Here is a 23797-nt window from a genome sequence, read left to right as displayed (position 1 = left end):
GGCGGCTCACGGAAGCTCGGGCGTGCGGCGCCAGCGTCGCCATAGCCACATCGCCGGGCCGGACAAGGCATACAGCACGCCGATCACCAGCAGCGAGCGCGCCAGGTCGATCACCAGCAGGGCGATCACCACCGTGGCGATCGCCAGGGCCAGGAACGGCACGCGGTCGGCACGCGCACCGCGCGCCCCGCCCTTGAAGCTCCAGAAGCGGATCCGGCTGACCATCAACAGCGCCGACACCACGGTGACCGCGAGCGCCACATAGCGCAGCTGTTCGCCATCGAAGCCCAGGCTGTCGTCGGCGAAGGCCCACACGAACGACATCATCAGCCCGGCCGCCGCGGGGCTGGCCAGGCCGATGAACCAGCGCTTGTCCACCACCCCGACCTGGGTGTTGAAGCGGGCCAGCCGCAGCGCCGCGCAGGCCGCATACAGAAACGCCGCCGACCAGCCGACCCGGCCCATCACGCTGCTGTCGTATTTCAGCGCCGACAACGACCAGTGGTACATCACCAGCGCCGGGGCCATGCCGAAGCTGACCAGGTCGGCCAGCGAGTCGTACTGCACGCCGAATTCGCTGCTGGTATTGGTCAGGCGCGCCACCCGGCCGTCCAGCCCGTCCATCACCGCGGCCACGAACACCGCCATGGCAGCCTGGACGAACTGCCCGTTGGCGGCGGCGATGATGGCGTAGAAGCCGGAAAACAGTCCGGCGGTGGTGAACAGGTTCGGCAGCAGGTAGATCGTGCGCGAGCGCGGAGGCGGTCTCATTTCATCCATGCGCCAAGTGTAGGGCCTGAGGTCCGTCCGACGGTAGCGCGCCCACGCCCATCGCGCGATCGCTTGCCAGCGCGGGCCATGGATGCTGCAATCGCGGCGGGAATCATCCAGGGGAAGCCACATGCACCTGCCGTTGGGGCTTTGCGCCCTGTTGATGCTGGTCAGCGCCACCGCCGGCGCCGCCGATCTATACAAGTGGAAGGACGCCAAGGGCGTGACCCACTACACCGAAACCCCGCCACCGACCGGCCAGCGCTACGAAGCGCGCCGGATCGATGCGCGCAGCGGCACCGCCGCCATCGCTGCGCCGGAGACCGCCACGCCCGAGTCGGCCGACTGCCTGACCGCGCGCCGCAACCTGGAACTGCTCAGCGGCAAGGGCGAGGTCTCCATGGCCGCCGGCACCGATGGCAAGCCTGGCGCCGTCCTCGACCCGGACGCCCGCGCTGCCCAGCGCAACCTGGCCGACGCCGCCGTCAAGGCGTATTGCAAGCCGGCCGCCAGCGCAGTTCCAGCCTCCTGAGCCCGGCCACTGCGTATCGCTTGGCGATGGGCCTCGTCCCGGCTCCCGGATAACGTCCCCGGGACCGGATGGGTGTCGTCGCGATGCCATCCAGCACGTCGCCGCCGCGCGCGCAGCGCCCGACCGGGTGCCGGATCGAGCAGGCGGCTGCAACGTCGCCCGCCAGGACAGACGGTATGACGCCAGTCGCACGAGACTGGCTGCATCGCAGTGCCGTCGGGCGCGCAGGCATGCTGCCCGCCCCGCCATCGCGGTGCCCGGCCGTCCCTGCCCCGGCGTGCGCCCCCCGCCCCTGACGACATCCACGCCGCAGCGGGCCGCCACTCCAGGGCTGCCACCCACCGGTCCGGTGACCGCGCCAGGCGCGCCCGACAATGACCGCCAGGGCGCACACTGGCAAACTACGGGTTTTCCGCCCAAGCGAAGCCCGATGCGTCTTTCCCAGTTCCACCTGCACACCACCAAGGAAACCCCGGCCGACGCCGAGCTGGTCAGCCACCGGCTGATGCTGCGCGCGGGCATGATCCGCAAGCTGGCCTCCGGGCTGTACACCTGGTCGCCGCTGGGCCTGCGCGTGCTGCGCAAGGTCGAGGCGATCGTGCGCGAGGAAATGAACCGCGCCGGCGCGGTGGAAGTGCTGTTCCCCACCATCCAGCCGCGCGAGCTGTGGGATGCCACCGGGCGCTGGGAAAAGTTCGGCGGGCAGCTGCTCAAGATCAAGGACCGCAAGGAGCAGGAGTTCTGCTACAGCCCCACCGCCGAAGAGGCCGCCGCCGAATTCGCGCGCCAGGAGATCAACAGCTACAAGCAGCTGCCGCTGAACTTCTACCAGATCCAGACCAAGTTCCGCGACGAGATCCGCCCGCGCTTCGGCGTGATGCGCGCGCGCGAATTCCTGATGAAGGACGCCTATTCCTTCCATCTCACCGATGAGGACATGGCGCGCGAGTACGACAACATGAAGGCGGCCTACACCCGCATCTTCACCCGCCTGGGACTGGAGTTCCGCGCGGTGCAGGCCGATTCCGGCGCCATCGGCGGCGATGCCTCGCAGGAATTCCACGTCATCGCCGCCTCCGGCGAAGACTCGCTGGCGTTTTCCACCGGGTCCGATTACGCGGCCAATGTGGAAACCGCCAGCGCGGCCCTGCCCGGCCCGCGCCCGGAGGCCGGGCAGGCCATGCATCAGGTCGCAACGCCCACCCAGAAGACCTGCGAGGACGTGGCCCAGTTGCTGGGCATCCCACTGCAGCGCACGGTCAAGTCGGTGGCGGTGATGACCCAGGCCGGCTTCGTGCTGGTGCTGGTGCGCGGCGACCATGCCGTCAACGAGATCAAGCTGGCCAAGGTGGCCGGCCTGGCCGACTACCGCATGGCCAACGACACCGAGATTCGCGACCACCTCGGTTGCGAGCCGGGCTTCCTGGGCCCGGTCAACACCGCCCGCCCGATCCGCGTGGTGGCCGACCGCGACGTCGCGGCCATGGCCGACTTCGTGGTCGGTGCCAATGTGGCCGGCGCCCATCTGGCCGGCGTCAACTGGGGCCGTGACCTGCCCGAACCGCAGACCGTGGCCGACGTGCGCAATGTGGTCGAAGGCGAGCGCGCGGCCGATGGCGGCGAACTGCGCCTGGCCCGCGGCATCGAAGTGGGCCACGTGTTCCAGCTCGGCAGCCAGTACGCCCAGGCCTTGCAGGCCACCGTCATCGACGAAGGCGGCAAGGTCGCGGTGATGAAGATGGGCTGCTACGGCATCGGTATTTCGCGCATCGTGGCCGCGGCGATCGAACAGAACCATGACCAGGCCGGCATCATCTGGCCGGCACCGATGGCGCCCTGGCAGGTGGTGGTCTGCGTGATCAATCCCAAGCAGGACGCCAGCGTGCTCGCCGCCGCCCAGGCCTTGCTGGACGAATTGATTGCAGCTGGTATCGATGCGGCTTTGGATGACCGCGGTTTACGTCCGGGTGCGATGTTTGCCGATATGGAACTATTGGGCATTCCGCATCGGGTGGTGGTCTCGGAACGTGGATTGGCCGCCGGCACTTTTGAATATCGCGCCCGCACCGCCGAATCGGCAGAAAACCTGGATAAGGCCGGATTATTCTCCCGACTGGGCCATTGATCAAACAACGCCAGCACCCCGCAATCAGATGAACACAAGGCGCCGAATTATTTCGGCGCATTTGTCATACCGGTTTTCTGACATTATGATGGCCGCCGCTGCCACGGACCGGCATTCTTTTCTCTCTCATCTTCCGGAGTAGTGATGTCGATCGATCTCACCGGCCTGTCGGCCAAGCAGCTGAGCGCACTGATCAAAAACGCAAAGAAGCAGCAGACCGTGGTTGCCAAGCGCGCCCCGATCGCCAAGGTCCGCACGCAGCTGACCCGCGCTGCCAAGGCACAGGGGTATTCCATCGAAGAATTGTTCGGCGCCGCCGCCGGCCCGGGTCGCCCGGCCGCTGCCGGCAAGCCGGGTCCGCGTGCCGGCCGCAAGCTGGGCAAGGTTCCGCCGAAGTATCGCAATCCGGCCAACCCGCAGGACACCTGGACCGGCCGTGGCAAGCAGCCGCGCTGGCTGGCCGAATTGACCGCCGCTGGCAAGAAAGTGGAAGACTTTCTGATCAGCAAGGTGGGTGGTGGCGTCAAGAAGGCATCGGCCAAGAAGGCCTCGCCGCGTAAAACGGCAACCAAGCGCGCTGCCAAGAAGTCGAAGGCCGCGTGATCTAGACCAATAAAACCGCCGGCATTGCCGGCGTTTTTATTGTGCGCATTTCCACCCGCTCATAAGTTCTTGCGGGCCGGAATCAGCAGATTCCCGAATAGCAATCCGGCCATCAAGGCCATCACGATATTGGTGACCGCCAATAGCGCGGCTTGTCCGACGCTGACGTCCTGTTGCTGTACCAGGGTCAGGAAACCCCGCAAGCTGACGCTGCCGGGAACCAGCATGATGATGCCGGGCAAGCGGATCAACGCGCCGGGTTTCTGGACCACCCGCCCGAACAGGTTTCCGGCAGCGGTCAATGCCATGGCCGAGGCAAATACACCGGCCGGTCCGCCCCAGGCATGGCCGGCATAACGCGCAATGACATAACCGGACATCGCAGCGGCCATGATCCATAAATAATCGCGTCGATTGGCCTTGAACAACACCGCAAACGCATAAGCGGCCACCAGCAGCGAGGCCCATTCCACCCAACCGGCCTGCGGGCGCAATGCGGCCACCTGCGGATGCAGGCCCATCAACTGGGTCAGGGTCACTGCAATCACCGCACCGACGGTGAGCTTGAGCACCGTGGTCACCGCGCCCGCCAGCCGCGTCGTGCCGGAGACCCAGTGCTGGCTGGCCAGCTCGTTGAAGGCATTGGTCAGCGACATGCCGGGCAGCAGCACCACCAGCGACGCGATGATCACCGTGTTGAGGTTCAACGGCCCGATCACCGAAGCCACCACGGCAGCCACCACGCCAGCCAGCAGCCCGGCCAGGGCTTCTCCGGCTTCCTTGGTGGCCGGCCGCCTGTCGGTGTACTGGGTGAGCAGGCCGATCGACATGCCGATGGCGCCGGCGGTGGCGATATCCAGCCACGGCAGCTTCCACAGCCCGGCCACGCCGGCGGCGGCCAGCCCGAACGCCAGCACCTGCAAGGTCTTGCCACGCCGGTCCACCTCGCGGTCCAGCCGGCGCAGCGCGGTATGGCCTTGCGCGATGCTCATGCGCCCGTTGGCGACGCTGTCGGCCACGTAATCGGCCACGCTGAGCTTGTAGAGGTCGTTTTCGCCCGGGGCCAGGCGGATCACCCGGGTGATGTCGCTGGAGCCGATCGCCTTGGTGGGATCGCTGAAGCTCAGGATGATGCCGGTGGGATTGGACCAGGGTTCGCAGTCCAGGCCCAGTTTCTGCGACAGCCCCACCACCGCCGCCTCCAGCCGCTGCGCGGTGGTGCCATAAGAATGCAGGCGCCCAGCGATTTCCGATACGAAGGCGACGCGCTGGGCGTAGGTGGCGCTGGCGGACGGTAGGACGACGGTGGCAGCGGACATGCGTGGCGGGTCGGATCGGAGAAACGCCGTGCGGCGAGGCGGCCAGTGTATGCCGCAGCGCGGCCGGCCGGCGGCCTCATCGCCAGCCGCACGCCATGGCACCTGGCGCATCCCCATCTTTCGCTCACGCCGGCCCTGTATGCTGGCGCCACGGACAGGCCACTCATGATCAAACCGCAACCTCCCCGCATCGACCAAGACCCGCAGGATCAGACCCAGGTCCGCCTCGCCGGCAGTTGGGTGCTGGCAACCGCCCTGCCCCAGGCAGAATTGCTGCAAGCCGTGCCCGACGGGGTGCGCCGCATCGACGCGCGCGGCATCGGGCAACTGGATTCGGCCGGCGTGCTGCAGTTGCTGCGCTTCGCCGGCCGCATGGGGTTGAAGGAAGACGCGATCGATTTTCGCGACGAGCACCAGGCGCTGGTGTGCACCATCGAGGACCTCAACGACGAACGCCCCAAGCCCAAGCGCGACTACGGCTTCGTGGCCGCGCTCGATCGCCTGGGCCGCACCACCCATGGCGTCGGCCAGGGCATCCTGGAGTTGAACAGCTTCCTGGGCGAGAACCTGGTCAAGATCATGCGGCTGATCCACGAGCCGCGCCGCTTCCGCCTGACCTCCACCGTGCACCACATGGAGCAGGTGGGCCTGGATGCGGTGCCGCTGGTGGTGCTGTTGTCGTATCTGGTGGGCGCGGTCATCGCGTTCCTGGGCTCGACCATCCTGCGCGACTTCGGCGCGGAAATTTACGTGGTGGAGCTGGTCAGCATCGCCTTCCTGCGCGAGTTCGCCGTGCTGCTGACCGCCATCGTGCTGGCCGGCCGCACCGCCAGCGCGTTCACCGCGCAGATCGGGGCGATGAAGTCGCGCGAAGAAGTCGATGCCATCCGCACCCTGGGCCTGGATCCGATCGACCTGCTGGTGATCCCGCGTCTGCTGGCGCTGCTGTTCACCCTGCCGCTGCTGACCTTCATCGCCATGCTCGCCGGCCTGGCCGGTGGCGTCACCGTGGGCGCGTTCGATCTGGACATCCCGCCGCAGATGTATCTGGCGCGCATGCACGAAACGATCCAGCTGCGGCATTTCCTGGTGGGCCTGTCGAAAGCCCCGTTGTTCGCGTTGGTGATCGGCCTGATCGGCTGCCTGGAAGGCCTGAAGGTCAGCGGTACCGCGCAGTCGGTCGGCGAGCGCACGACGTCCTCGGTGGTGCAGACGATTTCCCTGGTGATCATCCTCGACGCCGTCGCGGCGTTGTGGTTCATGAAGATGGGGTGGTGATGAGGATGGGATTGGACATTCGGGATTCGGGATTGGTGCAGAGCAGAAGCGTGGCTGGCGTGACGAGCGGGAGAGCCGTGCTGTGACCAATCCCCAATCCCCACTCCCCCCCCCCGGCCCAGAGGCCGACGGCGACGACGATGAGCTGGCGATTTCCGTGCGCGGGCTGACCAACCGTTTCGGTAGCCAGACCGTGCACGAGGACCTGGACCTGGACGTGCGCCGCGGCGAGATCCTGGGCGTGGTCGGCGGCTCGGGCACCGGCAAATCGGTGCTGATGCGCAGCATCCTGGGCCTGCGCGAACCCGATGCCGGCAGCATCCAGGTACTGGGCGCGGACGCGCGCTCGGGCCGCTACGCCGACCGCCAGCTCATCACCCGCAACACCGGCGTGCTGTTCCAGGATGGCGCGCTGTTCTCGTCGATGACCGTGGGCGAGAACGTGCAGGTGCCGCTGAAGGAACACCACGGCGAGTTTCCGGAACGCTGGTATTTCGAGCTGGCGCTGCTGAAGATCAAGCTGGCCGGCCTGCCGGCCGATGCGCTGGACAAGCTGCCCTCGCAGTTGTCCGGCGGCATGCGCAAGCGCGCCGGCCTGGCGCGTGCACTGGCGCTGGACCCGCCCTTGTTATTCCTGGACGAACCCACCGCCGGGCTGGACCCGATCGGCGCGGCCGCCTTCGACCGCCTGATCCGCACCCTGCAGCAGGCATTGGGCTTGACCGTGTTCCTGATCACCCATGACCTGGATACGCTGTACGCCATCTGCGACCGCATCGCGGTGCTGGCCGATCGCAAGGTGATCGCCAACGCACCGCTGGCCGAGGTCGAGCAGATCGACCACCCCTGGATCCAGGACTATTTCCACGGTCCGCGCGCCCGCGCCGCGCGCGCGGCCAAGACCGACTCCACCGAGACCGCCTGAGCATGGAAACCAAAGCCAATTACGTCCTGATCGGCGCCTTCACCATCGTGGCCGGCCTGGCCTTGCTGCTGTTCGGCCTGTGGGCTGCCAAGTACTCCTCCGACCGCACCTGGCAGCAATACCGGGTGGTGTTCCGCGAGGCGGTGACCGGCCTGTCGGTCGGCAGCCCGGTGCAATACAACGGCATCGCGGTGGGCTCGATCACCGAGCTGACCCTGGCGCCGAACGACCCGCGCCAGGTGGTCGCGCACGTCCGCGTCAACTCCACCACGCCGATCAAGAGCGACACCCGCGCCAAGCTGGCCATCACCAGCCTCACCGGCCCGTCCATCATCCAGCTCTCCGGCGGCACGCCCGAGGCACCGTCGCTGACCACCATCGACAAGAGCGATGCGCCGATCATCCAGACCACGCCCTCGGCGCTGCAGAACATCACCGACACCGCCAACCGCATCGTCGAACGCATGGACCAGATGCTGTCGGACAAGAACGTGGCCAGCATCTCGGCCACGTTGCAGAACCTGGAGAAGATCAGCGGCGGCATCGCCGATCGCGACGAAGGCATGCAGGCGCTGATCGTCAGCGCGCGCGATGCCGCGCGCAATCTCGACACCACCCTGACCACCACCAACGGCACCATCAAGCGGCTGGACCAGAACCTGGTGCAGCAGCTGCCGGGCATCCTGGAAAAACTCGATGCCACCCTGGCCAAGCTGGATTCTGCTGCCGGCAACGCCGACACCATCCTTGGCGAGAACCGCGCGGCCATCAACAGCTTCGCCAACGACGGCCTGGGCCAGCTCGGCCCGACACTGACCGAGTTGCGCGGCCTGATCCGCGACCTGCGCCGGGTCAGCGACAAACTGGACAACAACCCTGCGCGCTACCTGCTCGGCCGCGACGCACCCAAGGAGTTCGAACCGAAATGACTGCCATGCGCCTGTTGCGTCCCCTGTTGTGCATGTCGTTGCTGGCGCTGGGCGGCTGCTCGGTGCTGACCGGCGGCGACAAGAAGCCGGCCACCATCTATGCCCCCAGCGTGCGGGTGACGCCCAATCCGGCGTGGCCGCAGGTGACCTGGCAGCTGGTGGTGGCCAAACCCAGCGCCGCACGCGTCATCGACAGCCCGCGCATCAATGTGCGCCCGACCCCCGGCGAGCTGCAGGTCTATCACGGCGCCGGCTGGGCACAACCGGCCACGGACATGCTGGAAGACAGCGTGGTGCGCGGCTTCGAGGACTCCGGCAAGATCGCCGCGGTGGCCCATGTCGGCACCGGCATCCGTTCCGATTACAAACTGGCGATCGATGTGCGCCGGTTCGAATCCGATTACGCCGGCCAATCGCTGCCGTCGGCCACGATCGAGCTCAACGCCAAGCTGCTGCACTCGGCCGACCAACGCGTGGTCGCCTCGCGCACCTTCCTGGTTGCACGGCCTTCCAGCGGCACCGATACCGCCGCCGTCGCGGTTGCTTTCGAGCAAGCCCTGACCCAGGTGACCACCGAGCTGGTGGGCTGGACGCTGACCACCGGGCAGCAGGACAGCGCCGCGCTGCCGCGCACGCCGTAAGCCGACGCGTCGCCCTGCAGCCGGAACACATCCATCCGGCACCGACACCGGCACACATCGCCAGCCTGTTTGCCTTCTCCCGCGCGCGGGAGAAGGTGGCGCGCAGCGCCGGATGAGGGCACACACAGTCTGCCACGCACGCCATAACCCGACGCATCGCCTTGCAGCCGGAACGCATCCTACCCGGCACAGGCCCGCAGGTGCGTAGCCTGTTCTCCCTTCTCCCGCGCGCGGGAGAAGGTGGCGCGCAGCGCCGGATGAGGGCACACACCGTCTGCCACGTACGCCATAACCCGACGCATCGCCCCGTAACCGGAACGCATCCCACCCGGCACCGACACCGGCACACGTCTCCAGCCTGTCTGCCTTCTCCCGCGCGCGGGAGAAGCTGGCGCGCAGCGCCGGATGAGGGCACACACCGTCCCTCGGCAAGCTGGCCGTCGCACACGCCAGCCGGCCACCCGGCGCCGGCCTCATCCTGCCGCAGACGACGCAATCTGCCGAAAGGTCAGATTGATCCGCTCCCCCACCGGCCGTGCCGTGCGAGGCAAGGCATGCCTGTAGTGACGCTGCGTCTGCCCGCCCATCAGCAGCAGATCGCCATGCCCCAGCGCCAGCGTCTGCTTCAGCGCCGCATCGTCGCGATGCTTGAATGCAAAGCGCCGCGTCGCGCCCAGGCTCACCGACGCGATCAACGGCTGCGCGCCCAGCTCCGGCTCGTCGTCGCTATGCCAGCCCATCGCATCGGCCCCGCTGCGGTAACGGTTGACCAGCACGCTGTTGAATGGGTGCCCGGTCTCGGCCTGCAGCCGCGCACGCAGCGGCTGCAACACCTCCAGCCACGGCTGCGGCGCGAACTGCGTACCGGAATAGCGATAACTGGCATCCGCATCGCCGATCCAGCTGCTCAGGCGCGGCGAATCCACCACCCGCCCGAACAGGCGGATGCGGTGCACCTCCCACCGCACCTGCGCCAACAGGGCCTGCAGCAGCGCGTCGGCTTGCGTCGCGTCCAGCCATCCGCGCTGCCAGCTGATCTGCGCCCCCGGCAATGCCACCTCGATCTTCATCGCCCAGACGCTAGCACGCATGCCCGCACCGCGCCGTCGGCAGCGGATGAATCGCGCCGATTTGCCGCCGTCACATGCAATCCCGGAAAATGCGCTCCAGCCATCGAGCCAACGGGAGCGGAGCAATGTCGGTAACGGGAGTCGGCGCACAGGCGCCAGAGGCGGTCGAACGTGACGTCATGGAATACGACGTCGTCACCGTCGGTGCCGGCCCGGCCGGGCTGTCGTTCGCGATCCGGCTCAAGCAGCTCAACCCCGAGTTGAGCGTGTGCGTGATCGAAAAATCCAGCACCATCGGCGCGCACATCCTCTCCGGCGCGGTGATCGAACCCGGCCCGCTGGACGCACTGCTGCCGGGCTGGCGCGACAACCCGCCGCCGATCTGCGTGGCCGCCACCGACGACGAATTCTGGTTCCTTGGCAAGGACAGCGCGCGCAAGTTCCCGGTGGTGCCGCCGGGCATGCGCAACCACGGCAATTTCATCGTCAGCCTGGGCGCGATGTGCGCCTGGCTGGCGCCGCAGGCCGAAGCGCTGGGCGTGGAGATCTACCCCGGCTTTGCCGCTGCTCAAACCCTGCACGACGACAGTGGCCAGGTGATCGGCGTGCGCATCGGCGACATGGGTGTGGCCAAGGACGGCACGCACAAGCCTGGTTACACCGCCGGCATCGACATCCGTGCCAAGGTCACCGTGCTCGCCGAAGGCGCGCGTGGCCATCTGACCAAACAGTTGCTCAAGCGCTTCGACCTCACCGCCGACAGCGACCCGCAGGGGTATTCGATCGGCATCAAGGAACTGTGGCAGGTGCCCGAAGGGCGCGTCAGCCCCGGCAAGATCGTGCATACGCTGGGCTGGCCAGCCGACAACCGCACCTACGGCGGCAGCTTCCTGTATCACCTGGACAACAACCAGATCGCACTCGGCTATGTCAGCGGACTGGATTACAGCGATCCGGGCTACCAGCCGTGGGAAGCCTTCCAGCAATGGAAGAACCACTCCCTGATCAAGCCGCTGCTGGAAGGCGGCAGCATCCTGTCGGCCGGCGCGCGCGCCATCGTCACCGGCGGATGGCAGTCGCTGCCGAAGACGGAAATGCCCGGCGCCCTGCTGATCGGCGATACCGCCGGCCTGCTCAACGTGCCCAAGATCAAGGGGACCCACCAGGCGATCCGCAGCGGCATGCTGGCCGCCGAACACCTGGCGCAGTCGCAGCTGGTCCCGCAGGGCTTCGACGCCAAGCTACGCGCCTCCGATGCGATGGCCGAGCTGAAGCAGGTGCGCAACATCAAGCCCGGCTTCAAGAAGGGCCTGTGGTTCGGCCTGCTCAATGCCGCCTGGGAAACCGCGCTCAAGGGCGCCTCGCCGTGGACGTTGAAGAACAAGCCGGACTGGTCGGCACTGCGCAAGATCGGCGAGTACGAACAACCCAAGCGCGACTACGTCAGCCGCGAACTCGCGCCACGCGACCGCCTGCAGGCGGTGTACTTCGCCGCCACCGAGCACGACGAAGACCAACCTGTGCATCTGCAGGTGCTGGACACCGACGTCTGCGCCACCCGCTGCGTGGAGGAGTACGACAACCCCTGCACCCGCTTCTGCCCCGCCAATGTCTATGAAATGGTCGCAGATACCACCAGCCCCTCTGGCAAGCGCCTGCAGATCAATGCTGCCAACTGCGTGCACTGCAAGACCTGCGACATCAAGGACCCCTACGAGATCATCACCTGGGTCACACCGGAGGGTGGTTCGGGACCGAACTACCAGAATCTCTAGAAATCAGGGCCGCAAGGCCCCTGATCGTTTATGCAAGTTTGAACGACACGCCGGTCTTGCTGCGCAATTCTGAAATCTCCACTCCGTCTGCAGCCTCCACCAGCACCAAGCCGTCGGCAGTGACATCGAACACCGCCAGGTCGGTGATGATGCGATCCACCACACCGACGCCGGTCAGCGGCAGGTCGCATTCGCGCAGGATCTTGTGGCTGCCGTCCTTGGCGACGTGCTCCATCAGCACCACCACGCGCTTGACCCCGGCCACCAGGTCCATCGCCCCGCCCATGCCCTTGACCATCTTGCCGGGCACCATCCAGTTGGCCAGATCGCCGCGGTCGGTGACCTGCATCGCACCCAGGATCGCCAGGTCGATATGGCCACCCCGGATCATCGCGAACGAATCATGGCTGCCGAAGTAACTGGCACCGTCGCGCGCGGTCACTGTCTGCTTGCCGGCATTGATCAGGTCCGCATCGACTTCGTCTTCAGTCGGAAACGGGCCGATGCCGAGCAGGCCATTTTCCGATTGCAGCCACACATCCACACCTTCGGGGATGTGATTGGCTACCAGCGTGGGAAGACCGATCCCCAGGTTGACGTAGGCGCCGTCGGTAAGCTCGCGTGCGGCACGCGCGGCCATCTGATCGCGGGTCCAGGCCATCAGTTGTCTCCCTTGCGCACGGTGCGCTGTTCGATGCGTTTTTCCGGCGCGGGGTTGAGCACCAGCCGATCGACATAGATGCCTGGCAGATGCACCTGATCCGGATCGATTGCGCCCAGCTCCACGATCTGCTCGACCTCGGCAATGCAGATGCGCCCGGCCATCGCGCAGGCCGGGTTGAAATTGCGCGCGGTCTTGCGGAACACCAGGTTGCCGGCGGTGTCGGCGCGCCACGCCTTGACCAGGGCGACGTCGGCCTGCAATGCGGTCTCCAGCACGTAGTGCTTGCCGGCGAACTCGCGGGTTTCCTTGCCCTGCGCCACGATGGTGCCGTAGCCGGTGGCCGTGTAGAACGCGGGAATTCCCGCACCGCCGGCGCGCAGGCGCTCGGCCAGGGTGCCTTGCGGGTTGAATTCCAGCTCCAGTTCGCCCGCCAGATACTGGCGCTCGAATTCCTTGTTCTCGCCGACATAGGACGAAATCATCTTGCGGATCTGGCGGGTGGCCAATAGCTGGCCCAGCCCGAATCCATCCACGCCGGCGTTGTTGGAGATCACCGTCAACCCGCTCACCCCGCTATCGCGTACGGCCGCAATCAGCGCCTCGGGGATTCCGCACAATCCAAAGCCGCCCACCGCCAGGGTCTGGCCATCGGCCAACACCCCGTCCAGCGCCGCCTTGGCATCGGCATGGCGTTTGCCGCCTGCCGCACCACGTCCATCGTCGCGCATCACCGCCCTCACCTCGCTGATGTGAAGCGGCCATTCTAGCCGCTGACTGTTCCCTGTCCCCGGTCGCAATTCCGCCACACCCAAGACACGGCGCACCCGCTAAACTCGGGTGTCCCCCACACCAGGATTTGCCCATGACGCTACCCGCCTTCAAGGCCTACGATATTCGCGGCCGCGTGCCGGATGAACTGAACGAGGACTTGGCCCGCCGCATCGGCGTGGCGCTGGCGGCGCAGCTGGATCAGGGGCCTGTGGTCCTGGGCCACGACGTGCGCCTGGCGAGCCCGGCGTTGCAGGAAGCGCTTTCAGCCGGCCTGCGTGCCAGCGGCCGCGAGGTCATCGACATCGGCCTGTGCGGCACTGAAGAGGTGTATTTCCAGACCGATTACCTCAAGGCTGCCGGCGGCGTGATGGTGACCGCCAGCCACAACCCGATGGACTACAACGGCATGAAGCTGGTGCGCGAGCAGGCGCGTCCGATCAGTTCGGACACCGGCCTGTTCGCGATCCGCGACACGGTCGCGTCCGATACCGCCGCACCCGGCGAGCCCACCGCAAACGAGCACAGCCGCACCGACAAGACCGCGTACCTGGAGCACCTGCTCAGCTATGTGGACCGCAGCACGCTCAAGCCGCTCAAGCTGGTGGTGAACGCCGGCAACGGTGGCGCCGGCCTGATCGTGGACCTGCTCGCCCCGCACCTGCCGTTCGAGTTCGTGCGCGTTTTCCACGAGCCCGATGGCAACTTCCCCAACGGCATCCCCAACCCGCTGCTGCCGGAGAACCGCGATGCCACCGCCAAGGCGGTCAAGGATCACGGTGCGGACTTCGGCATTGCCTGGGATGGCGACTTCGATCGCTGCTTCTTCTTCGACCATAACGGCCGCTTCATCGAGGGCTATTACCTGGTCGGCCTGCTGGCGCAGGCGATCCTGGCCAAGCAGCCGGGCGGCAAGGTCGTGCACGACCCGCGCCTGACCTGGAACACGGTCGAGCAGGTCGAAGAGGCCGGCGGCATCCCGGTGCTGTGCAAGAGCGGCCACGCCTTCATCAAGGAAAAGATGCGCAGCGAGAACGCCGTGTATGGCGGCGAGATGAGCGCGCACCACTATTTCCGCGAGTTCGCCTACGCCGACTCCGGCATGATCCCGTGGTTGCTGATTGCCGAGCTGGTATCGCAATCCGGCCGCTCGCTGGCCGATCTGGTCGAAGCGCGCATGCAGAAATTCCCCTGCAGCGGCGAGATCAACTTCAAGGTCGCCGATGCCAAGGCCTCTGTTGCCCGCGTGATGGCGCATTACGCCGACCTGTCGCCGGAGCTGGACTACACCGACGGCATCAGTGCCGATTTCGGTCAATGGCGTTTCAACCTGCGCAGCTCCAACACCGAGCCGCTGCTGCGTCTGAACGTGGAAACGCGCGGCGATGCCGCATTGCTGGAAAGCCGCACGCAAGAGATTTCCGACTTGCTGCGCGACTGATCTACCATTCTCCCCCACCTTTGACGCACTGGAGTTTCCCCCGCTCATGAGCGACGTCCTTCCGATTATCTTGTCCGGCGGCTCCGGCACGCGCCTGTGGCCGCTGTCCCGCGAGTCCTACCCCAAGCAGTTCCTGCCGCTGGTCGGCGACAAGAGCATGCTGCAGGCCACCTGGCTGCGTGCGGCGCCCGTCGCAGGGCACGCACCCATCGTCGTGGCTAACGAGGAGCATCGCTTCATGGCCGCCGAGCAGCTGCAGCAGTTGGGCGTCAAGCCCTCTGCCATCCTGCTGGAGCCCAAGGGCCGTAATACCGCGCCGGCGATTGCAGTTGCTGCGCTGGAGGCCACGCGCGATGGCGCCGACCCGCTGCTGCTGGTGCTGCCGTCGGACCATGTGATCGGTGACGAGGCCGCGTTCCAGGCTGGGGTGAAAGTTGCAGCTGAAGCGGCATCTCAGGGCAAGCTGGTCACCTTCGGCATCAAGCCAACCGCACCTGAAACCGGCTACGGCTACATCAAGGCCGGCGCGGGCAATGGGGTCAGCGCGGTGGAGCGCTTCGTCGAAAAACCCGACCTCGCCACTGCACAGAGCTATCTCGCCAGCGGCGAGTACTACTGGAACAGCGGCATGTTCCTGTTCCGCGCCTCGCGTTACCTGGAAGAACTGCGCAAGTTCCATCCCGCCATCGCCGATGCGTGCCAGACCGCGTGGCAGAACGGCAAGCGCGATGCGGACTTCACCCGCCTGGACAAGGACGCGTTCGCGGCCAGCCCGTCGGATTCGATCGACTACGCGGTGATGGAAAAGACCGCCGATGCGGTCGTCGTGCCGCTGGATGCCGGCTGGAACGATGTCGGATCGTGGTCGTCGCTGCTGGATGTGTCCGAGCAGGATGGCCAGGGCAACGCGCATCATGGCGACGTGATCCAGCTGGATTGTCGCAATACCTATGCCTACGGCTCGCGCCTGATCGCCATGGTCGGCCTGGAAGACGTGGTGGTCGTCGAGACGCCGGATGCCGTGCTGGTCGGACACCGCGATCGCATCCAGGAAGTAAAGGAGGTGGTCGGCCGGATCAAGACCGACGGCCGTTCGGAGGCGACCTGGCATCGCAAGGTGTACCGCCCGTGGGGCGCGTACGACTCGATCGACATGGGCCAGCGTCACCAGGTCAAGCGCATCACCGTCAAGCCCGGTGCCGTGCTCAGCCTGCAGATGCATCACCACCGCGCCGAACACTGGATCGTGGTCAGTGGCACTGCAGAAGTGACGCGTGGCGAAGAAGTGCTGCTGCTGACCGAAAACCAGAGCACCTACATCCCGCTCGGCGTGACCCACCGCCTGCGCAATCCGGGCAAGCTGCCTCTGGAACTGATCGAAGTACAGTCCGGCAGCTATCTGGGCGAGGACGACATCGTGCGCTTCGAGGATACCTACGGCCGGGCCTGATCACGCGCTCGACGTAGACGGCAAGATCGACGGCGGCCCATGGCCGCCGTCTTGCGTTATCCGCGACTCACTTTCGATTGCAACGCGCTACGCGTGGCAGATCAAAGGTCGCAGGCTGCATTGCACACCCGTGCGTGCGGGCGACGCGGCTGCATCGCCCGCACTTGGGTACCGTCAGGACAGCCAAGCGTCGCCTGCCCTGCTCAATTGTCGCCGAACAGATCGCGCGTGTAGACCTTGTCCTGCACGTCATGCAGCGCGTCGGCCATGCGGTTGCTGATGATGACGTCGGCCTCGCGCTTGAAGGTCTCCAGATCGTTGACCACGCGCGAGCGGAAGAATTCCGGATCGCTCAGCGTCGGTTCGTACACGATGATCTCCACGCCCTTGGCCTTGAGGCGCTTCATCACTCCCTGGATGCTGGACGAACGGAAGTTGTCCGAGCCGGCTTTCATGATCAGGCGATAGATCCCGACCACCTTGGGATTGCGCCGCAGCACGTCGGCGGCAATGAAGTCCTTGCGGGTGGTGTTGGAATCGACGATCGCCCGGATGATGTTCTGCGGAACGCTCTGGTAGTTGGCCAGCAACTGCTTGGTATCCTTGGGCAGGCAATACCCGCCATAGCCGAAGGATGGATTGTTGTAGTGGCTGCCGATGCGCGGATCCAGGCAGATGCCCTCGATGATCTGACGACTGTCCAGCCCATGGGTGAGCGCGTAGGTGTCCAGTTCGTTGAAGTAGGACACCCGCATCGCCAGGTAGGTGTTGGCGAACAGCTTGATCGCCTCGGCCTCGGTAGGCTCGGTGAACAACACCGGCACGTCGGGCTTGAGCGCGCCTTCCTGCAGCAGCCGCGCGAAGGTTTCCGCGCGCGCCGAGCGTTCGCCGACGATGATGCGGGATGGGTACAGGTTGTCGTACAACGCCCGGCCTTCGCGCAGGAACTCGGGCGAGAAGATGATGTTGTCGGTGCCGAACTGCGCGCGCAGCTTGGCCACATAGCCGACCGGAATGGTCGACTTGATCACCATCGTCGCCTGCGGATTGATCTCCAGCACCTTGGCGATCACCACCTCGATCGAGCTGGTGTTGAAGTAATTGGTGTCCGGATCGTAGTCGGTGGGCGTGGCGATGATCACGAACTCGGCGCCGGCAAACGCCTCGTTGGCGTCCAGCGTGGCCTTGAAGTTCAGGCCACCCTCGGCCAACGCGGCCTCGAGTTCCTTGTCGACGATCGGCGAGCGGCCTTCGTTGATCAGCTTGACCTTGGCCTCGACGATGTCCAGCGCCACCACTTCATGGCGCTTGGCGAGCAACACGCCATTGGACAGACCGACATAGCCGGTACCCGCGACAGCGATCTTCATTGGAATTCCTTGCGATTTTGGATGGGGGAGGATGCAGCGCGCTGCACGCAGGCCATGGCGTGATGACGGTGCGGCCGCGCCCGCCTTGGGCCGGCGCGCCCGCTGGGGGACACGCGAAAACCTGCACGGTGCCGACCGATGCGATGCAGCGCGCGCGCGTCAAGCCCGTGCATCGCACGTCGCACCCGCTCCAGCGGCACATCCACGCCAGCCGCGACCTGCACGGAGCAGCTCGTCGGCATGGCGCGAACCAGTCCCAGATGGTAGCCGAAGCGAGGTGCAAGCTATGAGTCAGTGCTGAAGCCGCACCGGCCAATCACGCACTGAAGAGGCTCAATCGTTGGCGAGCGTGTCCAGCACCCGGCTCAGTCCGTCCTGCCAGGCGGGCAGGTGCACACCGAAGGTGTCCTGCAGGCTGTGGGTATCCAGCCGCGAATAGGCAGGCCGCATGGCCGGCGTTGGATAGTCGGCGGTACTGATCGCTTCCACGTGCGGGGCGCGGGCGAGCAGACCGCGTGCATGCGCCTGGGCAAAGATAGCTTCGGCGAATCCGTGCCAGGTGGTCTGCCCCGCAGCGGTCAGATGCCACAGGCCGGAGGGTTCACCGGGCTGGCGTAGCGCGTGCGCGGTGATATCGGCGATCAGCGCGGCCGGCGTCGGCGTGCCGATCTGGTCGGCGACCACGCGCAGCACGTCGCGCTCGGCTCCCACGCGCAGCATCGTGCGCAGGAAATTGTGCCCGTGCGCCGCATAGACCCAGGCGGTGCGGAAGATCAGATGACGGCCGCCGGCCGCCTGCACCGCCTGTTCGCCGGCCAGCTTGCTCTGCCCGTACACGCCGAGCGGCGCAGTGGCGTCGTCGGGGCGATAGGGGCGAGCGCCCTGCCCATCGAAGACATAGTCGGTCGAATAATGGACCAAGGGCACACCGGCGCGCGCGCACCATTGCGCAATGACCGCCGGCGCCTCGGCGTTTGCGCGGAAAGCCGCATCGCGCTCCTGCTCGGCACGATCGACGGCGGTATAGGCGGCTGCGTTGACGACGGTCGTGGGCCGCAGGCGGTCCAGCGTGCGTTCGAGCAACATCGGCGCGTCCAGATCGAGCCGCTCGCAGGCACGCCCGTCAGCCAACTGCCCGGAGCGCGTGCTTGCCAGCACTTCACCTTCCTGTACGAAGGCACGCAGCAGCTCGGTGCCGACCTGCCCATTGGCGCCGATCACCAACAACTTCATGGTTGATAGACAGGCAGACGCGCGTCGTCGATGTCTTCCAGAAACGGCGCAACCCGATCCTTCGCAGACAGGATCGGCGAGCTGATCGGCCAATCGACGCCGATGGTGGCGTCGTCCCAGCGAACACTTGCGTCGGCGTCATGGACGTAGATGTCGGTGCACAGGTAACTGAAGACCGCACGTTCGGACAGGACCGCGAACCCATGCGCAAAGCCTTGCGGAATCCAGAACTGCCGATTGTTCTCGGCGCTCAGGATGGCGGCAGTCCACTGACCGAAGTACGGTGATCCGCGCCGGATATCCACCGCCACATCGTAGACCTCGCCCTCCAGCACGCTGACCAGCTTCCCCTGTGGGCGCGGCCATTGGTAGTGCAGACCGCGCAGCACGCCCTTGATGGAGGTGGAGATGTTGCTCTGCAGGAACCGCGCGGGAAAGCCGTGCTGGTCGAAGCGTTCGGCATTCCAGGCTTCGAAGAATTGACCCCGCTCGTCGCCCAGGACTCTTGGCTCGATGACGAAGCAACCAGGCAAGGACGTCTCGATGACTTTCAAGGAACCACTCCACGTTGTGCGAGAGAATGCAGATATTGACCATAAGCATTCTTGCGCAAGGGGGCGGCCAGTTGCTCCAACTGGGAAGCATCGATCCATCCTTTCGCGAAGGCGATCTCTTCCGGGCAACACACCTGCAGCCCTTGCCGCATCTGGATCGTCTCGATGAAGTTGGATGCCTCGTGCAGAGATTGATGCGTTCCCGTATCCAGCCAGGCGTACCCACGTCCCAGCGGCTCCAGGTGCAGGTCTCCTGCCTCCAGGTAGCGCCGATTTAGGTCGGTAATCTCCAGCTCTCCCCGGCTGGAGGGCTTTAACTGCGCGGCGTAATCGCAAGCCCTGCCATCGTAGAAATAGAGCCCGGTGACTGCATAGTTCGAGCGTGGCTGCTGGGGCTTTTCCTCGATATCGATCACCTTGCCCTGAGCATCGAACTCGGCTACCCCATAGCGCTCAGGATCGTTGACCCAGTAGCCGAATACGGTAGCCCCTTGTTGACGCGCATCGGCACGTCGCAGCGTGTCCGTCAGGCCATGCCCGTGAAAAATGTTGTCCCCCAACACCAGGCAGCTGGGCTTGCCCTCAATGAAGTCGCGCCCGATCAAGTAGGCTTGAGCCAGCCCATCAGGGCTGGGCTGCACGGCGTAGCGGATATGCATCCCCCACTGTTCACCGTCGCCTAGCAACGCCTGAAACAATGGCTGTTCATGTGGCGTATTGATGATCAGTACTTCACGGATACCTCCCAGCATCAGCACGCTGAGCGGGTAATAGATCATCGGCTTGTCATAGACGGGCAGCAGCTGCTTGCTGACGCCCTTGGTAATCGGATATAGGCGTGTTCCCGATCCGCCAGCAAGAATGATGCCTTTGCGTTGTGTCATGGTATGTCCCTTGGCGACCGCCACATATGCGGACTCTGACGATGACCGCGTTATGCCGCGACCCCGATACGTTCCAGCCGATAGCTGCCGTCCAACACCCCTTGCACCCAGGGTTGGTTGTCCAGATACCACTGCACTGTCAAGGCGATCCCTTGCTCGAAGGTGTATGCCGGCTGCCAACCTAATTCCGTTCGCAGTTTGCTGGCATCGATGGCGTAGCGGCGATCGTGACCAGGGCGGTCCGCCACGTGAGTGATCTGAATGGCGCGCATTTGACCATCGGCTCGCGGAAGCTGCTGATCCAGCAGCGCGCAAATGGTACGCACAACCTCGATATTCTGCCGTTCGGCATTACCGCCTACGTTGTAGGTTTCACCCACACGTCCCTTCGCAAGCACGGTGCGAATGGCGTCGCAGTGGTCGCTGACGAACAGCCAGTCGCGCACTTGCTTTCCATCCCCGTACACAGGCAGCGGCTCTCCCGCCAAAGCCTTTGCGATGACCAATGGGATCAACTTCTCAGGGAAGTGGTAGGGACCGTAGTTGTTCGAGCAATTGGTCGTTAGCACTGGCAGGCCGTACGTGTGATGAAAAGCACGCACAAGATGGTCCGATGCAGCCTTGGATGCGGAATAAGGGGAATTCGGGGCGTAAGGCGTCGTTTCGGTGAACTTGCCGGTTTCTCCCAGGGTGCCGTATACCTCGTCGGTCGATACGTGCAGAAAGCGGAACGCCTCCCTGGTGCCTTGCGGCAACACCTTCCAGTAATCCCGCACGGATTCAAGCAGGGCCAGGGTGCCGACGACATTGGTCTGGATGAACGCACCCGGGCCATCGATCGAGCGGTCTACGTGGCTCTCGGCGGCAAAGTTCAGAACTGCGTCAGGTTGGTGCTCTGCCAGCAGACGCGCCACCAGGGCTCCATCGCCGATATTTCCCTTGATGAAGACGTGATTTGGATTGCCCTCCAATGAGGCCAAGGTCTTCAGGTTGCCTGCGTAAGTAAGCGCATCCAGATTGATGACGCGCACGCCACGCGCAACTGCCTCCAAGACAAAATTACCGCCAATGAAGCCCGCTCCGCCGGTCACTAACCAAGTTGCCACTACCCATCTCCTGTCGCGCGTACGCCGCGCTCAATTCCAAGCCCGACAGGATATACGTTGCACGCCACATCGGCCGTAGTCGTCTCTCGCAGGATCCAATCCCGCACTGCACCATCCATACGCCATCGCATGGTGCGCCCTGCCCGGTTAGAATGGCCGCACTCCCGAGCCTGCCGCCGCGGCCGGGCCTTCCCGCAATAGCTGAAGGATCTCGTACACGATGAAAATCCTCGTCGCCTACAAGCGCGTGGTGGACTACAACGTCCGCATTCAGGTCAAGCCGGATGGCTCCGGCGTGGTCACCGAGGGCGTCAAGCTCTCGCCCAACCCGTTCGATGAAATCGCCCTGGAAGAGGCGCTGCGCCTGCGCGATGCCGGCACTGCGACCGAGGTGGTGGTCGCCACGCTTGCCCCGGCCGACGCGGCCGCGCACCTGCGCAATGGCCTGGCCATGGGCGCCAACCGCGCCATCCATGTGGTCACCGATGCCGCCATTCAGCCGCTGACCGCTGCCCGCACCCTGCTCAAGCTGGTCGAGAAGGAACAGCCGGATCTGGTGATTCTGGGCAAGCAGGCCATCGACGACGACGCCAACCAGACCGGCCAGATGCTGGCCACGCTGTGGGGTCGCCCGCAGGCGACCTTCGCCGGCAAGCTGGTGGTGGCCGACGGCAAGGCCACGGTCACCCGCGAAGTCGATGCCGGCCTGGAAACCCTGGAAGTCGACCTCCCGGCGGTGATCACCACCGATCTGCGCCTGAACGAGCCGCGCTTCATCAAACTGCCGGACATCATGAAGGCCAAGAGCAAGCCGCTGGAAACGCTGGCATTTGCCGATCTCGGTGTCGATGCGCATGACAGCCTGACTACCACCCACTATGCCGCGCCGTCCAAGCGCAGCCGTGGCGTCATGGTCAAGGACGCTGCCGAACTGGTAGCCGCACTCAAGCAGAAGGGGTTGCTGTAATGGCCAAGATTCTCGTTGTTGCCGAACATCTCAACGGCCAGCTCAATGCGGCCACCGCCAAGACGCTGAGCGCTGCGCAGGCGATCTCTGCTGAGTCCATCGACGTGGTTGTGCTGGCAGCGGACCCGGCCGCCGTTGCAGCGCAGGCCGCACAGTTGGCCGGCGTCGCCCGCGTGCTGACCGTGGCCAACGCCGCCAACGAACATGCCATTGCCCAGGTGCTGGGGCCGCAGATCGCCCAGCTCGCCGGCCAGGGTTATACCCATGTATTCGGCCCCTCCACCACCTTCGGCAAGGACCTGATGCCGGTGGTTGCGGCGCTGCTTGGCGTCAACCAGATCTCCGACCTGATGGCAGTGGAGGACGCCCATACCTTCAAGCGCCCGATCTACGCCGGCAACGCGATCATCACCGTGCAGGCGCCGGCCGACCAGATCGTGGTCGCCACCGTGCGCAGCGCCTCCTGGCCGGAGGCGGCCAAAGGCGGCAGCGCGGCGGTCGAGCCCGTTACAGTCGATGCCGTCCTGCCGACGCATAGCCGCTTCATCGGCCTGGCGGCCGGCAGCTCCGATCGCCCAGACCTGCAGAGCGCCAAGCGCGTGGTCTCCGGCGGCCGCGGTGTCGGCTCGGCAGAGAACTTCAAGCACATCTATAGCCTGGCCGACAAACTCGGCGCCGCCGTGGGCGCCTCGCGCGCTGCCGTCGATGCCGGCTATGTGCCCAACGAGCTGCAGGTCGGCCAGACCGGCAAGATCATCGCCCCGGAACTGTATGTGGCGATCGGCATCAGCGGCGCGATCCAGCATCTGACCGGCATCAAGGATGCCGGCACCATCGTGGCGATCAACAAGGATCCGGAGTCACCGATCTTCGAGATTGCCGATATTGGGTTGGTGGGGGATTTGTTCACTTTGTTGCCGGAACTGGAAACGGCGCTGGGCTGAGCGCAGAGATATATGCCGCAGGCCATCGGTCACGCTGCGCACGTCAGGATTGCTTGGGGTGGTGGACAATCTGTCCGCCACGTCCGCACGTGCGTTTATAATTCGCAATCACTTCGCGGGATACCGTAGTAGATGCCGTCGCAGAGCTTCGAGGTCCCGGGCGTATGGCGGTTGAACGTCCCTCATGGCTGTGTCGCCGCTCTTGTGCCCGGAACAGATGATTCGGCAGAGCCGGAGACTGTGGATCAAGACGGCTATGCAATGGCCCGCTTTGCGAGGAGGCAGTATCTGCCGGCCAGCACAGCCTATGCACTGCTTCAGTCATCCCAGGGCTGCCGCTTATGCTCGCTTGAGCTTCCCCGCGCTGTATGGCTGGCGCGATACCAGGCAGGTCGAGTCGGCGCTTCCACTCGCAGGTCCAAGTCAGACCCGCCCACTGACCACCGGC

22 protein-coding genes are annotated in these 23797 nt (G+C 65.4%); 12 read left to right on the top strand and 10 right to left on the bottom strand.

Going from position 1 to position 23797, the window contains the following annotated elements; translation table 11 throughout:
* Nucleotides 1–6: 6 nt before the first annotated feature.
* The gene (gene pssA, locus ACCQ05_RS04045) at nt 7–780 is read right to left on the bottom strand and encodes a CDP-diacylglycerol--serine O-phosphatidyltransferase (protein ID WP_104540851.1); all 774 of its coding nucleotides are present in this window, start codon (nt 778–780) and stop codon (nt 7–9) included.
* A 121-nt stretch (nt 781–901) separates the two neighbouring features.
* On the opposite strand from pssA, the gene ACCQ05_RS04040 reads away from it, so the two are divergent.
* From ACCQ05_RS04040 to ACCQ05_RS04030, 3 genes are all read left to right on the top strand, one after another.
* Nucleotides 902–1303, top strand: coding sequence for a DUF4124 domain-containing protein (locus tag ACCQ05_RS04040; protein WP_228964292.1), 402 nt, complete (start codon nt 902–904; stop codon nt 1301–1303).
* 430 nt (nt 1304–1733) lie between these two features.
* Complete coding sequence (locus tag ACCQ05_RS04035) at nt 1734–3428, top strand: proline--tRNA ligase (RefSeq protein ID WP_104540850.1); 1695 nt, start codon at nt 1734–1736, stop codon at nt 3426–3428.
* Nucleotides 3429–3572: 144 nt separating this feature from the next.
* Nucleotides 3573–4031 carry an H-NS histone family protein gene (locus ACCQ05_RS04030; RefSeq protein WP_228964294.1) on the top strand — a complete coding sequence of 153 codons (459 nt, stop codon included), beginning with the start codon at nt 3573–3575 and terminating at the stop codon, nt 4029–4031.
* A 59-nt stretch (nt 4032–4090) separates the two neighbouring features.
* Here ACCQ05_RS04030 and ACCQ05_RS04025 read toward each other — a convergent pair whose 3' ends face one another.
* On the bottom strand, nt 4091–5350 hold the full coding sequence (locus tag ACCQ05_RS04025; protein ID WP_372392994.1) for a threonine/serine exporter family protein: 1260 nt from the start codon (nt 5348–5350) through the stop codon (nt 4091–4093).
* A 165-nt stretch (nt 5351–5515) separates the two neighbouring features.
* On the opposite strand from ACCQ05_RS04025, the gene ACCQ05_RS04020 reads away from it, so the two are divergent.
* The 4 genes from ACCQ05_RS04020 (at nt 5516) to ACCQ05_RS04005 (ending at nt 9123) form a co-directional block, all read left to right on the top strand.
* Nucleotides 5516–6628 (top strand): MlaE family ABC transporter permease, encoded by a 1113-nt coding sequence (locus ACCQ05_RS04020; protein ID WP_228964296.1) that lies wholly within the window; start codon nt 5516–5518, stop codon nt 6626–6628.
* Nucleotides 6629–6710: 82 nt separating this feature from the next.
* Nucleotides 6711–7553, top strand: a complete 843-nt coding sequence (locus tag ACCQ05_RS04015; protein ID WP_228964297.1) for an ABC transporter ATP-binding protein — start codon at nt 6711–6713, stop codon at nt 7551–7553.
* Between the two features lie 2 nt (nt 7554–7555).
* Entirely contained in the window at nt 7556–8482 is a 927-nt protein-coding gene (locus ACCQ05_RS04010) for an MlaD family protein (protein WP_228964298.1), read from the top strand.
* Nucleotides 8479–9123 carry an ABC-type transport auxiliary lipoprotein family protein gene (locus tag ACCQ05_RS04005; protein WP_372392993.1) on the top strand — a complete coding sequence of 215 codons (645 nt, stop codon included), beginning with the start codon at nt 8479–8481 and terminating at the stop codon, nt 9121–9123. The genes ACCQ05_RS04010 and ACCQ05_RS04005 overlap by 4 nt, the downstream gene beginning before the upstream one ends.
* 473 nt (nt 9124–9596) lie before the next feature.
* Here ACCQ05_RS04005 and ACCQ05_RS04000 read toward each other — a convergent pair whose 3' ends face one another.
* Complete coding sequence (locus tag ACCQ05_RS04000) at nt 9597–10193, bottom strand: alpha-ketoglutarate-dependent dioxygenase AlkB family protein (RefSeq protein WP_104540844.1); 597 nt, start codon at nt 10191–10193, stop codon at nt 9597–9599.
* A gap of 125 nt (nt 10194–10318) precedes the next feature.
* Between ACCQ05_RS04000 and ACCQ05_RS03995 the strand changes: the two genes are divergently transcribed.
* The gene (locus ACCQ05_RS03995; protein WP_372392992.1) at nt 10319–11968 is read left to right on the top strand and encodes an electron transfer flavoprotein-ubiquinone oxidoreductase; all 1650 of its coding nucleotides are present in this window, start codon (nt 10319–10321) and stop codon (nt 11966–11968) included.
* A gap of 28 nt (nt 11969–11996) precedes the next feature.
* Here ACCQ05_RS03995 and ACCQ05_RS03990 read toward each other — a convergent pair whose 3' ends face one another.
* The gene (locus ACCQ05_RS03990) at nt 11997–12629 is read right to left on the bottom strand and encodes a CoA transferase subunit B (protein ID WP_228961810.1); all 633 of its coding nucleotides are present in this window, start codon (nt 12627–12629) and stop codon (nt 11997–11999) included.
* On the bottom strand, nt 12629–13360 hold the full coding sequence (locus ACCQ05_RS03985; RefSeq protein ID WP_104540840.1) for a CoA transferase subunit A: 732 nt from the start codon (nt 13358–13360) through the stop codon (nt 12629–12631). Before ACCQ05_RS03985 ends, ACCQ05_RS03990 begins: the two co-directional genes overlap by 1 nt.
* Before the next feature lie 134 nt (nt 13361–13494).
* On the opposite strand from ACCQ05_RS03985, the gene ACCQ05_RS03980 reads away from it, so the two are divergent.
* Together ACCQ05_RS03980 and ACCQ05_RS03975 are read left to right on the top strand one after the other, a co-directional pair.
* The gene (locus ACCQ05_RS03980; RefSeq protein WP_372392991.1) at nt 13495–14841 is read left to right on the top strand and encodes a phosphohexomutase domain-containing protein; all 1347 of its coding nucleotides are present in this window, start codon (nt 13495–13497) and stop codon (nt 14839–14841) included.
* Between the two features lie 46 nt (nt 14842–14887).
* Nucleotides 14888–16291 carry a mannose-1-phosphate guanylyltransferase/mannose-6-phosphate isomerase gene (locus ACCQ05_RS03975; RefSeq protein ID WP_228961808.1) on the top strand — a complete coding sequence of 468 codons (1404 nt, stop codon included), beginning with the start codon at nt 14888–14890 and terminating at the stop codon, nt 16289–16291.
* 203 nt (nt 16292–16494) lie between these two features.
* Here the strand turns inward: ACCQ05_RS03975 and ACCQ05_RS03970 are convergent, their stop codons facing one another.
* The 5 genes from ACCQ05_RS03970 to rfbB form a co-directional block, all read right to left on the bottom strand.
* Nucleotides 16495–17661, bottom strand: a complete 1167-nt coding sequence (locus ACCQ05_RS03970) for a nucleotide sugar dehydrogenase (RefSeq protein ID WP_228961807.1) — start codon at nt 17659–17661, stop codon at nt 16495–16497.
* A gap of 333 nt (nt 17662–17994) precedes the next feature.
* A complete protein-coding gene (gene rfbD, locus ACCQ05_RS03965) occupies nt 17995–18894 on the bottom strand; it encodes a dTDP-4-dehydrorhamnose reductase (protein WP_372392990.1) in 900 nt (299 codons plus the stop codon).
* Nucleotides 18891–19448, bottom strand: a complete 558-nt coding sequence (rfbC, locus tag ACCQ05_RS03960; RefSeq protein ID WP_372392989.1) for a dTDP-4-dehydrorhamnose 3,5-epimerase — start codon at nt 19446–19448, stop codon at nt 18891–18893. Before rfbC ends, rfbD begins: the two co-directional genes overlap by 4 nt.
* Nucleotides 19445–20332 carry a glucose-1-phosphate thymidylyltransferase RfbA gene (rfbA, locus tag ACCQ05_RS03955; RefSeq protein WP_228961804.1) on the bottom strand — a complete coding sequence of 296 codons (888 nt, stop codon included), beginning with the start codon at nt 20330–20332 and terminating at the stop codon, nt 19445–19447. The genes rfbC and rfbA overlap by 4 nt, the downstream gene beginning before the upstream one ends.
* Nucleotides 20333–20382: 50 nt before the next feature.
* Nucleotides 20383–21438 carry a dTDP-glucose 4,6-dehydratase gene (gene rfbB / locus ACCQ05_RS03950; RefSeq protein ID WP_372392988.1) on the bottom strand — a complete coding sequence of 352 codons (1056 nt, stop codon included), beginning with the start codon at nt 21436–21438 and terminating at the stop codon, nt 20383–20385.
* Nucleotides 21439–21658: 220 nt separating this feature from the next.
* On the opposite strand from rfbB, the gene ACCQ05_RS03945 reads away from it, so the two are divergent.
* Nucleotides 21659–22405, top strand: a complete 747-nt coding sequence (locus ACCQ05_RS03945; protein ID WP_228961802.1) for an electron transfer flavoprotein subunit beta/FixA family protein — start codon at nt 21659–21661, stop codon at nt 22403–22405.
* Entirely contained in the window at nt 22405–23349 is a 945-nt protein-coding gene (locus tag ACCQ05_RS03940) for an electron transfer flavoprotein subunit alpha/FixB family protein (protein ID WP_372392987.1), read from the top strand. Before ACCQ05_RS03945 ends, ACCQ05_RS03940 begins: the two co-directional genes overlap by 1 nt.
* Nucleotides 23350–23797 lie beyond the last annotated feature (448 nt).

The sequence above is a fragment of the Xanthomonas sp. NCPPB 3582 genome, assembly GCF_041475735.2.
Classification (GTDB): Bacteria; Pseudomonadota; Gammaproteobacteria; order Xanthomonadales; family Xanthomonadaceae; genus Xanthomonas; species Xanthomonas codiaei.
The sequence above is the reverse complement of the archived record's forward strand: the minus strand, read 5'-3'. Positions and strand labels throughout refer to the sequence as shown.

What these genes read in the sequence shown, in the direction of transcription:
- pssA (WP_104540851.1), bottom strand. Translation starts at nt 780, where the DNA reads ATGGATGAAATGAGACCGCCTCCGCGCTCGCGCACGATCTACCTGCTG.
- ACCQ05_RS04040 (WP_228964292.1), top strand. Translation starts at nt 902, where the DNA reads ATGCACCTGCCGTTGGGGCTTTGCGCCCTGTTGATGCTGGTCAGCGCC.
- ACCQ05_RS04035 (WP_104540850.1), top strand. Translation starts at nt 1,734, where the DNA reads ATGCGTCTTTCCCAGTTCCACCTGCACACCACCAAGGAAACCCCGGCC.
- ACCQ05_RS04030 (WP_228964294.1), top strand. Translation starts at nt 3,573, where the DNA reads ATGTCGATCGATCTCACCGGCCTGTCGGCCAAGCAGCTGAGCGCACTG.
- ACCQ05_RS04025 (WP_372392994.1), bottom strand. Translation starts at nt 5,350, where the DNA reads ATGTCCGCTGCCACCGTCGTCCTACCGTCCGCCAGCGCCACCTACGCC.
- ACCQ05_RS04020 (WP_228964296.1), top strand. Translation starts at nt 5,516, where the DNA reads ATGATCAAACCGCAACCTCCCCGCATCGACCAAGACCCGCAGGATCAG.
- ACCQ05_RS04010 (WP_228964298.1), top strand. Translation starts at nt 7,556, where the DNA reads ATGGAAACCAAAGCCAATTACGTCCTGATCGGCGCCTTCACCATCGTG.
- ACCQ05_RS04005 (WP_372392993.1), top strand. Translation starts at nt 8,479, where the DNA reads ATGACTGCCATGCGCCTGTTGCGTCCCCTGTTGTGCATGTCGTTGCTG.
- ACCQ05_RS04000 (WP_104540844.1), bottom strand. Translation starts at nt 10,193, where the DNA reads ATGAAGATCGAGGTGGCATTGCCGGGGGCGCAGATCAGCTGGCAGCGC.
- ACCQ05_RS03995 (WP_372392992.1), top strand. Translation starts at nt 10,319, where the DNA reads ATGTCGGTAACGGGAGTCGGCGCACAGGCGCCAGAGGCGGTCGAACGT.
- ACCQ05_RS03990 (WP_228961810.1), bottom strand. Translation starts at nt 12,629, where the DNA reads ATGGCCTGGACCCGCGATCAGATGGCCGCGCGTGCCGCACGCGAGCTT.
- ACCQ05_RS03985 (WP_104540840.1), bottom strand. Translation starts at nt 13,360, where the DNA reads ATGCGCGACGATGGACGTGGTGCGGCAGGCGGCAAACGCCATGCCGAT.
- ACCQ05_RS03980 (WP_372392991.1), top strand. Translation starts at nt 13,495, where the DNA reads ATGACGCTACCCGCCTTCAAGGCCTACGATATTCGCGGCCGCGTGCCG.
- ACCQ05_RS03975 (WP_228961808.1), top strand. Translation starts at nt 14,888, where the DNA reads ATGAGCGACGTCCTTCCGATTATCTTGTCCGGCGGCTCCGGCACGCGC.
- ACCQ05_RS03970 (WP_228961807.1), bottom strand. Translation starts at nt 17,661, where the DNA reads ATGAAGATCGCTGTCGCGGGTACCGGCTATGTCGGTCTGTCCAATGGC.
- rfbD (WP_372392990.1), bottom strand. Translation starts at nt 18,894, where the DNA reads ATGAAGTTGTTGGTGATCGGCGCCAATGGGCAGGTCGGCACCGAGCTG.
- rfbA (WP_228961804.1), bottom strand. Translation starts at nt 20,332, where the DNA reads ATGACACAACGCAAAGGCATCATTCTTGCTGGCGGATCGGGAACACGC.
- ACCQ05_RS03945 (WP_228961802.1), top strand. Translation starts at nt 21,659, where the DNA reads ATGAAAATCCTCGTCGCCTACAAGCGCGTGGTGGACTACAACGTCCGC.
- ACCQ05_RS03940 (WP_372392987.1), top strand. Translation starts at nt 22,405, where the DNA reads ATGGCCAAGATTCTCGTTGTTGCCGAACATCTCAACGGCCAGCTCAAT.